The 13,260-nt window shown below is 64.6% G+C and carries 13 protein-coding genes; 3 read left to right on the top strand and 10 right to left on the bottom strand.

Annotation, left to right across the window (positions count from 1 at the left end; all coding sequences use genetic code 11):
* Positions 1–166: 166 nt before the first annotated feature.
* The 3 genes from holA to leuS form a co-directional block, all read right to left on the bottom strand.
* The gene (gene holA, locus J5M71_RS17015; RefSeq protein ID WP_207834266.1) at positions 167–1,204 is read right to left on the bottom strand and encodes a DNA polymerase III subunit delta; all 1,038 of its coding nucleotides are present in this window, start codon (positions 1,202–1,204) and stop codon (positions 167–169) included.
* A gap of 39 nt (positions 1,205–1,243) precedes the next feature.
* On the bottom strand, positions 1,244–1,849 hold the full coding sequence (lptE, locus tag J5M71_RS17020) for an LPS assembly lipoprotein LptE (RefSeq protein WP_207834268.1): 606 nt from the start codon (positions 1,847–1,849) through the stop codon (positions 1,244–1,246).
* A 61-nt stretch (positions 1,850–1,910) separates the two neighbouring features.
* The gene (gene leuS / locus J5M71_RS17025; RefSeq protein ID WP_063911847.1) at positions 1,911–4,517 is read right to left on the bottom strand and encodes a leucine--tRNA ligase; all 2,607 of its coding nucleotides are present in this window, start codon (positions 4,515–4,517) and stop codon (positions 1,911–1,913) included.
* Positions 4,518–4,744: 227 nt separating this feature from the next.
* Here leuS and J5M71_RS17030 point away from each other — a divergent pair, with 227 nt between their 5' ends.
* Positions 4,745–5,059 carry a hypothetical protein gene (locus tag J5M71_RS17030; RefSeq protein WP_207834270.1) on the top strand — a complete coding sequence of 105 codons (315 nt, stop codon included), beginning with the start codon at positions 4,745–4,747 and terminating at the stop codon, positions 5,057–5,059.
* Between the two features lie 136 nt (positions 5,060–5,195).
* The gene (locus J5M71_RS17035) at positions 5,196–5,957 is read left to right on the top strand and encodes a YdcF family protein (RefSeq protein ID WP_207834271.1); all 762 of its coding nucleotides are present in this window, start codon (positions 5,196–5,198) and stop codon (positions 5,955–5,957) included.
* Between the two features lie 129 nt (positions 5,958–6,086).
* On the opposite strand, the gene lnt is transcribed toward J5M71_RS17035, so the two are convergent.
* From lnt to J5M71_RS17055, 4 genes are read right to left on the bottom strand one after another with little or no spacing between them, the layout of a single operon-like run.
* Complete coding sequence (lnt, locus tag J5M71_RS17040; RefSeq protein WP_207834273.1) at positions 6,087–7,604, bottom strand: apolipoprotein N-acyltransferase; 1,518 nt, start codon at positions 7,602–7,604, stop codon at positions 6,087–6,089.
* An 8-nt stretch (positions 7,605–7,612) separates the two neighbouring features.
* Positions 7,613–8,452 (bottom strand): HlyC/CorC family transporter, encoded by an 840-nt coding sequence (locus J5M71_RS17045; protein ID WP_003257584.1) that lies wholly within the window; start codon positions 8,450–8,452, stop codon positions 7,613–7,615.
* A 25-nt stretch (positions 8,453–8,477) separates the two neighbouring features.
* On the bottom strand, positions 8,478–8,951 hold the full coding sequence (gene ybeY, locus J5M71_RS17050) for an rRNA maturation RNase YbeY (protein ID WP_133975639.1): 474 nt from the start codon (positions 8,949–8,951) through the stop codon (positions 8,478–8,480).
* A complete protein-coding gene (locus J5M71_RS17055) occupies positions 8,944–9,942 on the bottom strand; it encodes a PhoH family protein (protein WP_112253612.1) in 999 nt (332 codons plus the stop codon). The genes ybeY and J5M71_RS17055 overlap by 8 nt, the downstream gene beginning before the upstream one ends.
* 251 nt (positions 9,943–10,193) lie before the next feature.
* Between J5M71_RS17055 and J5M71_RS17060 the strand changes: the two genes are divergently transcribed.
* The gene (locus tag J5M71_RS17060; RefSeq protein WP_207834274.1) at positions 10,194–10,520 is read left to right on the top strand and encodes a DUF1820 family protein; all 327 of its coding nucleotides are present in this window, start codon (positions 10,194–10,196) and stop codon (positions 10,518–10,520) included.
* A gap of 3 nt (positions 10,521–10,523) precedes the next feature.
* Here the strand turns inward: J5M71_RS17060 and J5M71_RS17065 are convergent, their stop codons facing one another.
* The 3 genes from J5M71_RS17065 to thiE form a co-directional block, all read right to left on the bottom strand.
* Positions 10,524–11,069 carry a tetratricopeptide repeat protein gene (locus J5M71_RS17065; RefSeq protein WP_063911841.1) on the bottom strand — a complete coding sequence of 182 codons (546 nt, stop codon included), beginning with the start codon at positions 11,067–11,069 and terminating at the stop codon, positions 10,524–10,526.
* Between the two features lie 257 nt (positions 11,070–11,326).
* Positions 11,327–12,610 (bottom strand): glutamate-1-semialdehyde 2,1-aminomutase, encoded by a 1,284-nt coding sequence (hemL, locus tag J5M71_RS17070; protein WP_063911840.1) that lies wholly within the window; start codon positions 12,608–12,610, stop codon positions 11,327–11,329.
* Between the two features lie 16 nt (positions 12,611–12,626).
* Complete coding sequence (thiE, locus tag J5M71_RS17075) at positions 12,627–13,250, bottom strand: thiamine phosphate synthase (RefSeq protein WP_207834275.1); 624 nt, start codon at positions 13,248–13,250, stop codon at positions 12,627–12,629.
* Positions 13,251–13,260 lie beyond the last annotated feature (10 nt).

Raw genomic sequence — 13,260 nt, forward strand, 5'->3', positions numbered from 1 at the left:
CTGTAGGGCTTGGGGCAGGGTGGGGCCAATTGATTGTGTTTATGGTCCAGATGTTGGGGGCATTGCAGCCCTGTGGGAGCGGGCGTGCCCGCGAACACCGGCGAAGCCGGTGCCATCCACCGCGTCGCCTGACTCGCGGGCATGCCCGCTCCCACAGCGGCCCCAATTACTCGGGGGGTAGCGCCAGGCGCTGGCCGGCCATCAGCAGCGACAAGCGCGCCAGGCCAGTCCAGGGCGAGCCCTCGGCCTGGCCCTTGATCTGTGCATCGATACGCTGGGCATCTTGCAGCAACTGCGCCCAGCGCTGCGCCGAGAGGCGCTGCAGGGCCTTGCTGACCAGTGGCCTGCGTTTGTCCCAGACCGGCGGGCGGGCCTGGCTGAAGGCCTTGTCCAGCGGTACGCCCTGGCTGAACTGCTGGGCCAGCCCGGCCAGCTGACGCAACTCACGGGCCAGGGCCCAGAGGATCACCGGTGGCTCCACGCCTTCACCGCGCAAGCCATCGAGCATGCGCAGGGCATGCGCGGCCTCGCCATTGAGAATGGCATCTACAAGGCCGAAGACATCGAAGCGGGCGCTATCGGCGACAGCGGCCTGCACGGTCTCCACGGTGATCTGGTTGCCCTCGGCGAGCAGCTTGAGCTTTTCGATTTCCTGCGCGGCAGCCAGCAGGTTGCCTTCCACGCGGGCGGCGATCAGGTCGACGGCGTCTCGCTGTGCCGACAGGCCGGCCTGCTGCAGGCGCTGATTGATCCACTGCGGCAGCTGGTGCACATCCACCGGCCAGATCTGGATGAACTGGCAGTGGGCGCCTTCGATCAGGGCCTTGCCCCACTTGGTCTTCTGCGCACTGCCGTCGAGCTTGGGCAGGCTGATCAGCAGCAGGGTGTCTTCGGCGGGGTTGGCGCAGTATTCCATCAGCGCCGCAGCGCCTTTGTCACCGGGCTTGCCCGAGGGCAGGCGCAATTCCAGCAGGCGGCGCTGGGCGAACAGGGACAGGCTGGCGCCGGCCTGGAGCAGGGTGCCCCAGTCGAAGTTGGCGTCGGCACTGAATACCTGGCGTTCGTCAAAGCCCTGCTGGCGTGCGGCGTTGCGGATGGCGTCGGCGGCTTCCTGGCACAGCAGCGGGTCGTCGCCGCTCACCACGTAGACTGGTGCCAGGGCGCCTTGCAGGTGCTTGTTGAGTTGGGCGGGGGCGAGCTTCATGGGGGACAGGCGGGGTACCCGAAGGTACCCCGCTCGGGCTTAGTTGCCCGGTACTTCCAATGGCGACTGCTGAGGCGTTTCGGCCTGCTGGCGGCGTGCGGCCTCCAGCGCAGCGGCTTCGGCCTTGGCACGCTCGTCGGCTTGACGTTGCAGCTCGTCCAGCTGGGACGGGGTCAGCATCTGCAGGCGAACGACCATGGCGTTGACCAGGTCGCGACGCATTTCTTCACGGGCGCGGTTGGCCTCCTGCTCGGAGCCGGTGATGTTCGAGCCGTCACGCACGTAGATCTTGCGTACTTCCAGCTTGTCGCTCATCAGCTCCAGGTTGTTCAGGCCCTGAATGCTGTAGTTCAGCACGGTGGTCAGCTCGTACTCGGCGGTACGGTTGCCACTGTTGTAGGTCGCCGAGCGCTCGCGCTCCTGCTCGTTGGTCAGCACCAGACGGTACGGTGCGCCAGCGTGCACGTTGACGCCGCTACGCTGCAGTACTTCACGCAGCTGAAGCACGGTCGGGCCGTAGGCGTTGCGGGCGCTGACGTCCATTTCCTTCACGCTAAGCTCGGTAGAACCGGTGCCGCGCAGCTGGAAACCGCAGGCGCTGAGCATGACCGCCAGGCCGATTACCAGCAAATTGCGTTTGATCATGTTGTTGCTCCCTTGTGGGCCTGTTCCGCCCGCCCGCAGTGGCTGCGGGCGGGCGTTGCCATCAGTTGGCGACGATGTTGACCAGCTTGCCCGGTACCACGATGACCTTGCGGATGGTCAGGCCATCGATGAAGCGCAGGACGTTCTCGTTGCTGCGCGCGGCGGCTTCGATTTCTTCGCGGCTGGCGGCGGCCGGCATCTCGACCTGGCCACGCAGCTTGCCGTTGACCTGCACCACCAGGGTGACGGTGTCCTGTACCAGGGCTGCCTCGTCGACGGCTGGCCAGCTGGCGTCGATGACGGCCTGCTGGTGGCCCAGCTGTTGCCACAGCTCGTGGGAGATGTGCGGGGTGATCGGTGCCAGCAGCAGGGTGACGGCCTCGAGGCCTTCCTGCAGCAGGGCGCGGTCCTGTTCAGTGGCCTGCGGGGCCTTTTCCAGCACGTTCATCACGGTCATCACCTGGGCGATGGCGGTGTTGAACTTGTGGAACTGGCCGACGTCGGTGCTGGCCTGCTTGATGGCAGCGTGGATGGCGCGGCGGATGACCTTCTGCGCGTCGTCCAGGGCGGCGACATCCAGCTTGCCCGGCAGGCCCTGGGCCACATGGGCCTGGGCCAGGCGCCAGACGCGGCGCAGGAAGCGGCTGGCACCTTCGACGCCGGAGTCGGACCATTCCAGGCTCATGTCGGGCGGCGAGGCGAACATCATGAACAGGCGGCAGGTGTCGGCGCCGTACTGGTCGATCATCGATTGCGGGTCGACGCCGTTGTTCTTCGACTTCGACATCTTTTCGGTGCCACCGATTTCCACCGGCAGGCCGTCGGTCTTCAGGCGGGCGCCAATGATCTTGGCCTTGGCATCGCGCTCGACCTCGACATCGGCCGGGTTGAACCAGTCCTTGCCGCCGTTGCTGGCCACACGGTAGTAGGTCTCGGCGACCACCATGCCCTGGGTCAGCAGGTTCTTGAACGGTTCGTTCGAGGTAACCAGGCCTTCGTCACGCATCAGCTTGTGGAAGAAGCGCGCGTACAACAGGTGCAGGATGGCGTGTTCGATACCGCCGATGTACTGGTCGACCGGCAGCCAGTGGTTGGCCGCTTTCGGGTCGACCATGCCACCTTCGTAGTTCGGCGAGGCGTAGCGGGCGAAGTACCAGGACGACTCGACGAAAGTGTCCATGGTGTCGGTTTCGCGCTTGGCCGCGGTGCCGCATTTCGGGCAGCTGCACTCGTAGAATTCAGGCATGCGCGCCAGCGGCGAACCGGCACCGTCCGGCACCACGTTCTCAGGCAGGGTGACCGGCAACTGGTCTTCCGGCACCGGTACGTCGCCGCAGGACGGGCAGTGGATGATCGGGATCGGGCAGCCCCAGTAGCGCTGGCGGCTGATACCCCAGTCGCGCAGGCGGAACTGGGTACGCGATTTGCCCAGCTCCTTGCGGATCAGGGCGGCTTCGATGGCGTCGAAGGCACCGGCGAAGTCCAGGCCGTCGAACTCGCCGGAGTTGATCAGTTGGCCGTGCTCGCCATAGGCGGCCAGCCACTCGCTGCCGACTTCATCGCCAGCGCTGGTGCGCACCACGGCCTTGACCGGCAGGTTGTACTTGTGGGCGAACTCGAAGTCGCGCTCGTCGTGGGCGGGCACGGCCATTACGGCGCCATCGCCGTAGTGCATCAGCACGTAGTTGGCGACCCACACCGGCAGCTTCTCGCCGGTCAGCGGGTGCTCGACCAGCAGGGAAGTGGCCATGCCCTTCTTCTCCTGGGTGGCCATGTCGGCTTCGGCAACGCTGCCGCTCTTGCACTCGTCGATGAACGCCTGCAGCGCCGGGTTGCCCTGGGCGGCCTGAGTGGCCAGCGGGTGCTCGGCGGCGACGGCGACGTAGGTGGCGCCCATCAGCGTGTCGGGACGGGTGGTGAAGACCTTGAGGGTGCCTTCGTGGCCGATGCTGGCCAGGTCGTACGGGAACTGCACTTCCATGCCGCGCGACTTGCCGATCCAGTTGCGCTGCATGGTCTTGACCTGCTCAGGCCAGCCCGGCAGCTCGTCGAGGCTTTCCAGCAGCTCGTCGGCGTAGTCGGTAATGCGGAAGTAGTACATCGGGATTTCGCGCTTCTCGATCAGCGCGCCCGAACGCCAGCCACGGCCGTCGATGACCTGCTCGTTGGCCAGTACGGTCTGGTCCGCCGGGTCCCAGTTCACGGTACCGTTCTTGCGGTAGATGATGCCTTTCTCGAACAGGCGGGTGAACAGCCACTGCTCCCAACGGTAGTAGTCGGGCTTGCAGGTGGTGACTTCACGTGCCCAGTCGATGGCCAGGCCCAGGCTCTTGAGCTGGGTCTTCATGTAGTCGATGTTTTCGTACGTCCACTTGGCCGGGGCGACGTTGTTCTTCATCGCCGCGTTTTCCGCGGGCATGCCGAAAGCGTCCCAGCCCATCGGCTGCAGGACGTTCTTGCCCAGCATGCGCTGGTAGCGGGCAATCACGTCACCGATGGTGTAGTTGCGCACGTGGCCCATGTGTAGCTTGCCGCTCGGGTACGGGAACATCGACAGGCAGTAGTAGGTGTCCTTGCCTGGCTGCTCGGTAACAGCGAACGATTGTTGCTCGTCCCAGAAGTTCTGGGCGGCGGCTTCGATATCACGGGGCGTGTATTGTTCGTGCATGGCTACTTTTTGCTGAGAGAGAAGAGACCTTGTTCCAGGCAGCGGAACCTCGCTGCGACCGGCACTCCGGTGTCGTTTAGAGTGAACGCCGTAGCATACAGCAGCGCTGCGCATCGTGGGAAACCTTCGTTGCGAATGCCCGCTGGTCGCGGCACACGGCTGCTTTTTGCAACGACGCTAAGCTCAGGTGTGGGGGGAGATGTTCTTATCTTCAATGAGGTGAACGGATGGGAGAGACGCAGCTACCCGTAATCAAACCGGAGCTATACGAACGCCTGATCGACCGGCTTGGCCTGGCGCTGGAAGTGGCCAGGACCTCGGTGCGATTGCGCGACGAAATGCCAGCCGAGCTGGAGTTGCGTGGCCTGAGCCACGCAGAGTTCGAACTGATCAAGGCCTACCTGGATTCCCTTCCGGAGCGCCACCATGCCTGTGTCGGCAGTTACCCACAAGCGGAGCCGACATCGGCCAGGATCATCTGGCTTAAGGACAAGAAACGCCCCGCCAGCACGGCGAGATCCAGGACGCTGCCACACCGCTAGCCGTTCAGGACGCCAGGCGCAGGCTATCGCGCGCCGGTTCTTCAAAATTTGCACAGCTCACGATCGGCGCCGGCCGCACCCTTGTTGACCGGCGTCGATCCTTCTAGGCTGCACGCCTGCCAAGGAGGTGTGGCCAATGCCGATCCGATTCTTCGTCAAACAATGGTTGATGCCGCCAGGTGTCCTGTTCCTGCTGCTGCTTGTGGCGTGGTGGCTGCGCCGCCGCCGGCCCAGGCTGGCAGCGCTGTGCTTTGCCGTGGGCCTTGGTGGCCTGTGGTTGATGAGCCTGCCGCTGGTGGTGCAGGAAACCGCCCGTGTGCTGGAGACGGAAGCGCCGCTGGCGGTAAGCGATTGGGCCGGCCTGGCAAGCCGGGCGGATGCCATCGTGGTACTGGGCGCCGGGCGTGAGCGGGGTGACCCGGCCTGGGGTGGCGGTGACCAGCCCACTGCCACGGCACTGGAGCGCATGCGCTTTGCCGCGCGGCTGGCCAAGGCTTCCGGCTTGCCGGTGCTGACCAGCGGCGGCTTGCACTATGGCACGCCGCCGAGCGAGGCGCGGTTGATGGCCGATCGCCTGCGTGAAGATTTCGGCGTCGAGGTGAAGTGGCAGGAAGAGGGCAGCCGCACGACCTGGGAGAATGCCCGGCTTACGGCCAAGGTGCTGCAGCCGTTGGGGATTCGCCGGGTGGTCGTGGTGACCCAGGCCTGGCACATGCAGCGCTCACGCTGGAGCTTCGAGCAGGCGGGGTTCGAGGTGGTGCCGGCGCCGGTCGGGTTCCTCGGGCGCGATCATGCACGGCCGTTTGGCGGGTTGCTGCCGGAGAGCCGGGCGATGTGGCAGAGCGGGCAATTGCTCAATGAAGTGGCGGGGTTGGTGGGGTATCGGCTGCTTTATTGAGCCTTGTGTTGCCTGTACCGGCCTCTTCGCGGGTAAACCCGCTCCCACAGGATTCCCGCAGGCGTCGAGAATGGTGGAGGACCTGTGGGAGCGGGTTTACCCGCGAAGAGGCCGGTACAGGCGGCATCATCAGACGGTCTTGGCAATGCGTCCGGCCAGCAATGCCCAACCCAGCAACAGCGCACAGACAATCGCCAGCGGCCACGAACGCCATTGCAGGTAAGGCGTCAGGTTCTGCATCGGCACCACCTCACCATACAGCACCGCCTGCTGGAACTGCGGTACCTGCGTGGTAATGCGGCCAAACGGGTCGATCAGCGCAGTCACGCCATTGTTGGTGGCGCGGATCATCCAGCGACCGGCTTCCAGCGCGCGCATCTGTGCCATCTGCAGGTGCTGCAACGGGCCGATCGATGTGCCGAACCAGGTGTCGTTGCTGATGGTCAGCAGCAGGTCGCTGCGGGCCGCCAGGCCAGCGGCGAACTCGGGGTAGACCACTTCGTAGCAGATGTACGGCGCAATCTGGTAGCCCTTGGCCTGCAGCAGCGGCTGATCTTCCGGCCCGCGAGCGAAGTCCGACATGGGCAGGTTGAAGAACTCGATAGCGCCACGCAGCATGTCCTGTAGCGGCACATACTCGCCAAACGGCACCAGCTTCTGCTTGAGGTAGGTGCCATCGCCTTCACCGGTAACGGTGATACCGTTGTAGTAGCGGCGCTGGTGGTGCACCACTTCACGCACCGGCACGCCGGTGATCAGCGCCGAATGCCGTTCGGCGGCGAACCGGCCCATCACGTCGATATAGCCCTGGGCCTGGTCCTTGAGCACCGGCACCGCGGTTTCCGGCCACACCAGCAGGTCTACCGGCCTGGAGCTGAAGCTCAGGTCACGGTACAGCGCCAGTTGTGCGTCGATGTGCGCCGGGTCCCATTTCAGGTCCTGGGCGACGTTGCCCTGGATGGCCGCCACTTTCAGCGGGTCGCCCGCCGGCTTGGTCCAGGCATGGCCCTTGAGCACCAGGCCCAGCACCCATGGGGCCAGCAACAGCAGGCAGCCCACCGCCAGGAACGAGGGGCGGGCGCGCAGGCGGTGCAGGTTGCACAACAGGGCGGCGGTCAGGGCCAGGGCGAAGGAAATCAGCCACACGCCGCCCAGCGGCGCCAGGCCGGCCAGCGGGCCGTCCAGCTGGCTGTAGCCGGCGTAGAGCCAGGGGAAACCGGTCAGGAACCAGCCGCGGAAGGCCTCTTGCAGCAGCCACAGGGCGGCGAAGCACAGGGCGTCGGCCAGCGGTGCTTCGCTGCGCCGCAACCAGCGGGCCCACAGCCAGGTGGGCAGGGCGAAGAACCAGGCCAGGGCGGCGAAGAACGCCAGCAGCAGCAGGATCGCCAGCAGCGGCGAGGCGCCGCCGTAGGTGTTCATGCTGACGTAGATCCACCAGGTGCCGGCGCCGTACAGGCCGAAGCCGAACCACCAGCCACGCCACATGGCCTGGCGCGGGCTGAGCTCGCGCAGGCCAAGGTAGAGCAGGGCGATGGACAACACGGCCAATGGCCAGATGTCGAACGGCGCCAGGGCCAGCAGAGTGGAGGCGCCGGCCGCCAGGGCCAGCAGGTTACCGGGCCAGCCGGGGCGGGTGATCCAACGCATGTTTGTCCTTAACGGGTGATCGGTGTCAGGCGCAGCAAGTGTATCCGCCGGCTGTCGGCATTGAGAATACGGAACTTGTAAGGGCCGATCTCGGTGGTTTCGTTGCGCTTGGGCAGGTGACCGAAGGCGCTCATCACCAGGCCGCCGACCGTATCGAACTCGTCATCGGAGAATTCGCTGTCGAAGAACTCGTTGAAGTTCTCGATCGGGGTAAGTGCCTTGACCAGGAAGTCACCGCTGGGCAGCGGCTTGATGTAGCTGTCTTCCTCGACGTCGTGCTCGTCTTCGATGTCACCGACGATCTGCTCCAGCACGTCTTCGATGGTGACCAGGCCGGCCACGCCGCCGTACTCGTCAATGACGATGGCCATGTGGTTATGGTTGGCGCGGAACTCGCGCAGCAGCACGTTCAGTCGCTTGGACTCGGGCACGAACGTGGCCGGGCGCAGCAGGTCCTTGATGTTGAAGCTGTCGCCGTTCTCCTTGAGGATCAGCGGCAGCAGGTCTTTGGCGAGCAGGATCCCGAGCACATCGTCGTGGCTTTCGCCGATCACCGGGTAGCGCGAGTGCGCGGCGTCGATCACCGCCGGCAGGAACTCGCGCGGCGACTGGCTGGCCTTGATGCTGATCATCTGCGAACGCGGCACCATGATGTCGCGAACCTGCAGGTCAGCCACCTGGATGGCGCCTTCGACGATGGTCAGCGCTTCGCTGTCCAGCAGTTTGTTCTGATGGGCTTCGCGCAGCAGCTCCAGGAGTTGCTGGCGGTTTTTCGGCTCATGGGCAAAAGCCTGGGTCAGTTTACCCAGCCAGGACTTCTGCCCGTTGCTCGATCGATCTTCGCTCATGGCGGTTCTCGTGATCCTTCGTGTATCAGTGTGTGAGGGTGTCGGTTTCATCGTCGGCGTACGGGTCGGGGTGACCCAGTTCTGCCAGCAATTCCCGTTCCAGGCCTTCCATTTCCTCGGCTTCCTCATCCTCGATGTGGTCGTAGCCGAGCAGGTGCAGGCAGCCGTGGATGACCAGGTGCGCCCAGTGCGCTTCCAGCGACTTGCCTTGTTCGGCGGCTTCGCGCTCGACCACCGGTACGCAGATCACCAGGTCGCCCAGCAGCGGGATATCGAGCAGGTCATCGGGTACGTCGGCCGGGAACGACAGCACATTGGTCGCGTAGTCCTTGTGCCGGTAGGTGTGGTTCAGCTCGCGGCCTTCGGCTTCGTCGACCAGGCGAATGGTCATTTCCGAGTCGGCGCTGCGCTGGCGCAGGGCCAGTTCGCACCAGCGGCGGAAGGCGGTGTCATCCGGGGCGGCAGCATCCGTGGCCCGTTGAATATCGAGTTCAAGCATCTTTGCCGGGCGCCTCGGGCTTGGCCTGGCGAGCATCGAAGCGGTCGTAGGCCTCAACAATGCGCTGCACCAGTGGGTGACGAACCACATCTTTGGGTTGGAAATGGGTGAAACTGATCCCCGGAACGTCCTTCAGCACCTCGATGACGTGCGCCAGGCCCGACTTGGTGCCACGGGGCAGGTCGACCTGGGTGATGTCACCGGTGATGACTGCGGTGGAGCCGAAACCGATGCGGGTGAGGAACATCTTCATCTGTTCCAGCGTGGTGTTCTGGCTTTCGTCGAGGATGATGAAGCTGTTGTTCAGCGTGCGGCCACGCATGTAGGCCAGCGGGGCGATCTCGATCACCTGGCGCTCGATCAGCTTGGCCACGTGTTCGAAGCCGAGCATTTCGTACAGGGCGTCGTACAGCGGGCGCAGGTACGGGTCGATCTTCTGGGCCAGGTCGCCGGGCAGGAAGCCGAGCTTTTCGCCCGCCTCGACCGCCGGGCGCACCAGCAGGATACGGCGCACCTGTTCGCGCTCCAGCGCGTCCACGGCGCAGGCCACGGCCAGGTAGGTCTTGCCGGTACCGGCCGGGCCGATGCCGAAGTTGATGTCGTTGGCCAGGATTTCCTTGACGTAGCGTTGCTGGTTGACCCCGCGCGGGCGGATGTTGCCCTTGCGCGTGCGCAGCGACACGCTGACCTCGTTGACGGCCGGGTTGTCGATGTTCTCGACGGTCGATTCCTGCAGGTACAGGTGCACGGTTTCCGGCGACAGGTCGCTGGCCTTGGTCTCGCGGTAGAGACGGCGCAGCAGCTGTTCGGCAGCGGAGGTGGTCTTGGGTTCGCCGATCAGCTCGAACTGATTGCCGCGGTTGCGGATCTCGATGGCCAGGCGCTGTTCGATCAGGCGCAGGTGCTCGTCGAACTGGCCGCACAAGTTGGCGAAACGGTGGGCCTCGAAAGGTTCGAGGATGAAACGATGGGGTTCTATGGGTGCGTTCAAGGTCGTTTTTAGCCGCTCGACGGCAATGGATGTGAACTCAAGAATAACCCTTGAATGGCAGTGGCGAAAGCACTGAAACGTTCAACGGTATGTACTGCCTGTTTCGGCCTCTTCGCGGGTAAACCCGCTGCCACAGGGATTGCACTGTTCCTGAGGGCTGCGCAGAACCTGTGGGAGCGGGTTTACCCGCGAAGGGGCCGGCACTGCTATGATGCCCGCCTTTTCTTACGCATGTGTTTATCCTGCCGAACATGAGCAAACGCGAACCTGCCATCTATAAAGTGATCTTCCTCAACCAGGGGCAGGTCTTCGAGATATATGCCAAGCAGATCTACCAGAGCGACCTGTGGGGTTTCCTGGAAATCGAGGAGTTCGTGTTCGGCGAGCGCTCGCAGTTGCTGGTGGACCCGAGCGAGGAGAAGCTCAAGAGCCAGTTCGAGGGGGTGATCCGCAGTTTCGTGCCGATGCACTCGATCGTACGCATCGACGAGGTGGAGCGCCTGGGCACGGCCAAGATCAGCGAAGCCAAGGGCGGCGGCAACGTGATGCCGTTCCCCATGCCGATGCCGGAAAAGTAAGCCTCAGGGGAGTGGCGAGAACGGCGTGCGCCCTTCGGCGTTCTGCAGCTCCAGCAGGTACTTGCGGAAGATCTGGCCGAGCACCTGGGTGGCATGCTCCAGCTCGTCGCGGGGCATTTGCTCGGTCACTTCGTCGGCCATGTCCAGCGCATCTTCGGCGCCGTTGACCGCGGCCATCTTCAGCAGGATGTAGGCCTGCACGTTGTTGGCCTTGACCCCTTCGCCACGGAAGAACATGGCGCCCAGGCGGTACTGCGCCTCGGCATGGCCTTGCAGCGAGGCCTTTTCGAACCAGTTCAGGGCTTTGTTCAGGTTTTTCGGTGTTTGCGTGTAGTAGTACTCGCCCAGTTCGAATTGTGCCTGGGCATCCCCCGTCGTTGCCGTCTGCTCGCAAGCCTTGAGGGCGTTTGCCAGGTCTTCAGGCTGGACATTCAAGGTGCAGCGGCCCGTCGCCGGAATCAGCAACGAGTTACCGCCCTCCGCCAGGGCCAGCAGGGGCTGAAGAAGCAACAGGCAGCCCAGGGTCAGGGCGCGGCCGGTGCGGTTCATGGGGATCGACTTACCTCTGCAAAGCTGCGGCCAATGTCTCTGGTGGCACATTATGGGATAAGCGGCGCCAACCTTACAAAGTTTTACTCGATTTTCTGCTTGGTTGGGGAAGTCAGCTGATTGTGCATGGGTATTTATTGCCTGTGCCGGCCTCTTCGCGGGTGAACCCGCTCCCACAGGGACCGCGCCGCTTTCAAGGGTTGCGCAGTCCCTGTGGGAGCGGGTTTACCCGCGAAAGGGCCGGTACAGACACAGCATTACTTCAGGGCTGCAAAAGCCTTTTCAGCCGCATCCAGGGTGATCTGCAGCTCCTTGTCGCCATGGGCGATGGAGGTGAAGCCCGCCTCGAACGCACTCGGTGCCAGGTACACGCCACCGTCGAGCATCAGGTGGAAGAAGCGCTTGAAGCGCTCGGCATCGCTGGCCATCACGTCGTCGAAGGTGACGATGTCGTCGGCGCCGCTGAAGTACAGGCCGAACATGGCACCAGCCTGGGTGGTGACGAACGGCACGCCAGCGGCATCGGCGCGCTGTTGCAGGCCGTCGAGCATGCGGCTGGTGTAGTCGGTCAGCTCGGCGTGGAAGCCCGGGCGGCTGATCAGCTTCAGGGTGGTCAGGCCGGCGGCCATGGCCAGCGGGTTGCCCGACAGGGTGCCAGCCTGGTAGACCGGGCCGAGCGGGGCGATGCAGCCCATGATTTCACGCTTGCCGCCGAAGCAGCCGACCGGCATGCCGCCACCGACGATCTTGCCGAAGGTCGACAGGTCCGGCTTGATGCCATAGTGGCCCTGGGCGCCGCCGAGCGAGACGCGGAAACCGGTCATCACTTCGTCGAAGATCAACACCACGCCGTGCTTGTCGCACTGCTCGCGCAGGCCTTCGAGGAAGCCTGGCGCCGGCGGTACGCAGTTCATGTTGCCGGCCACCGGCTCGACGATGATGCAGGCTACGGTCTGGCCGACTTCGGCGAGGGTTTTCTCGACGGCGGCGATGTCGTTGAACGGCAAGGTCAGGGTGTGCTTGGCGAAGTCCGCCGGTACACCGGCCGAGCTCGGCACGCCCTGGGTCAGCAGGCCGGAGCCGGCTTTTACCAGCAGGCTGTCGGAGTGGCCGTGGTAGCAGCCTTCGAACTTGATGATGGCGTCACGGCCGGTGTAGCCACGGGCCAGGCGGATGGCGCTCATGGTGGCCTCGGTGCCCGAGCTGACCATGCGCACCATCTCCATGGACGGCACCAGCGAGCAGACCAGGTCGGCCATTTCGGTTTCCATGGCGGTCGGTGCGCCATAGGACAGGCCGTGCTCCAGCTGCCTGCGTACCGAGTCCAGTACCTGCGGGTGGCCGTGGCCGAGGATCATCGGGCCCCAGGAGCCTACGTAGTCGACGTAGCGCTTGTCATCCTCGTCAACGACGTAGGCGCCTTCGGCATGCTTGAAGAACAGCGGCGTGCCGCCAACGCTCTTGAAAGCGCGGACCGGCGAGTTGACGCCACCGGGGATGTGCTTCTGGGCTTGGGCGAACAGGGCTTCGGAACGGGACATGGAAGGTTCTCTCGAATCAGGATGCGAACAAGGCATTGAAGGCGCGGGCGCGGCGGGTGACTTCCTGCGCGCTGTCGGCACCGAACAGGCCGTGGATCACCGCCAGCAGGTCGGCGCCATGGGCGACCAGCGGGGCGGCGTTGTCGAGGGTAATGCCGCCGATCACTGCAATCGGCAGCTTCATCCGGGCGCGAGCCTGCTCCAGCAGTTCGATGTTGGCAGCGGGGGCGCCGGGCTTGGTGACGGAGTTGAAGAAGCGGCCGAAGGCCACGTAGCTGGCACCTTCGCTGGCAGCCTGGGCAGCCAGTTCGAGGCTGGCGTGGCAGGTGGAGCCGATGATCGCCTGGCGGCCAAGCAGGGCGCGGGCCGGGGTCAGTGGGCCGTCGGTCTGGCCCAGGTGCACGCCGACGCCCAGGCGCGCGGCCAGTTCGGCATCGTCGTTGATGATCAGCTGGGTGCCGTAGCGCTCGCAGAGCTTCATCAGCCCTTCGGCCTCACGCAGGCGCCGTGCCGCGTCGTCACTTTTATCGCGGTACTGCAGCAGGCACACGCCGCCTTCCAGTGCCGCCTCGACATGGGACAGGAAACGGCCAGCGAGCAGCTGGCTGTCGGTGATGGCGTACAGACCGCGTAGCTTCATTGGAGGCCTC

The sequence above is a fragment of the Pseudomonas sp. 43(2021) genome (assembly GCF_017490805.1).
Taxonomy (GTDB): domain Bacteria; phylum Pseudomonadota; class Gammaproteobacteria; order Pseudomonadales; family Pseudomonadaceae; genus Aquipseudomonas.

Coding starts and splice junctions, on each gene's coding strand:
- thiE (WP_207834275.1), bottom strand. CDS start 13,250: ATGAAGCTACGCGGTCTGTACGCCATCACCGACAGCCAGCTGCTCGCT.
- holA (WP_207834266.1), bottom strand. CDS start 1,204: ATGAAGCTCGCCCCCGCCCAACTCAACAAGCACCTGCAAGGCGCCCTG.
- J5M71_RS17035 (WP_207834271.1), top strand. CDS start 5,196: ATGCCGATCCGATTCTTCGTCAAACAATGGTTGATGCCGCCAGGTGTC.
- J5M71_RS17030 (WP_207834270.1), top strand. CDS start 4,745: ATGGGAGAGACGCAGCTACCCGTAATCAAACCGGAGCTATACGAACGC.
- J5M71_RS17045 (WP_003257584.1), bottom strand. CDS start 8,452: ATGAGCGAAGATCGATCGAGCAACGGGCAGAAGTCCTGGCTGGGTAAA.
- lnt (WP_207834273.1), bottom strand. CDS start 7,604: ATGCGTTGGATCACCCGCCCCGGCTGGCCCGGTAACCTGCTGGCCCTG.
- lptE (WP_207834268.1), bottom strand. CDS start 1,849: ATGATCAAACGCAATTTGCTGGTAATCGGCCTGGCGGTCATGCTCAGC.
- J5M71_RS17060 (WP_207834274.1), top strand. CDS start 10,194: ATGAGCAAACGCGAACCTGCCATCTATAAAGTGATCTTCCTCAACCAG.
- J5M71_RS17065 (WP_063911841.1), bottom strand. CDS start 11,069: ATGAACCGCACCGGCCGCGCCCTGACCCTGGGCTGCCTGTTGCTTCTT.
- ybeY (WP_133975639.1), bottom strand. CDS start 8,951: ATGCTTGAACTCGATATTCAACGGGCCACGGATGCTGCCGCCCCGGAT.
- leuS (WP_063911847.1), bottom strand. CDS start 4,517: ATGCACGAACAATACACGCCCCGTGATATCGAAGCCGCCGCCCAGAAC.
- hemL (WP_063911840.1), bottom strand. CDS start 12,610: ATGTCCCGTTCCGAAGCCCTGTTCGCCCAAGCCCAGAAGCACATCCCC.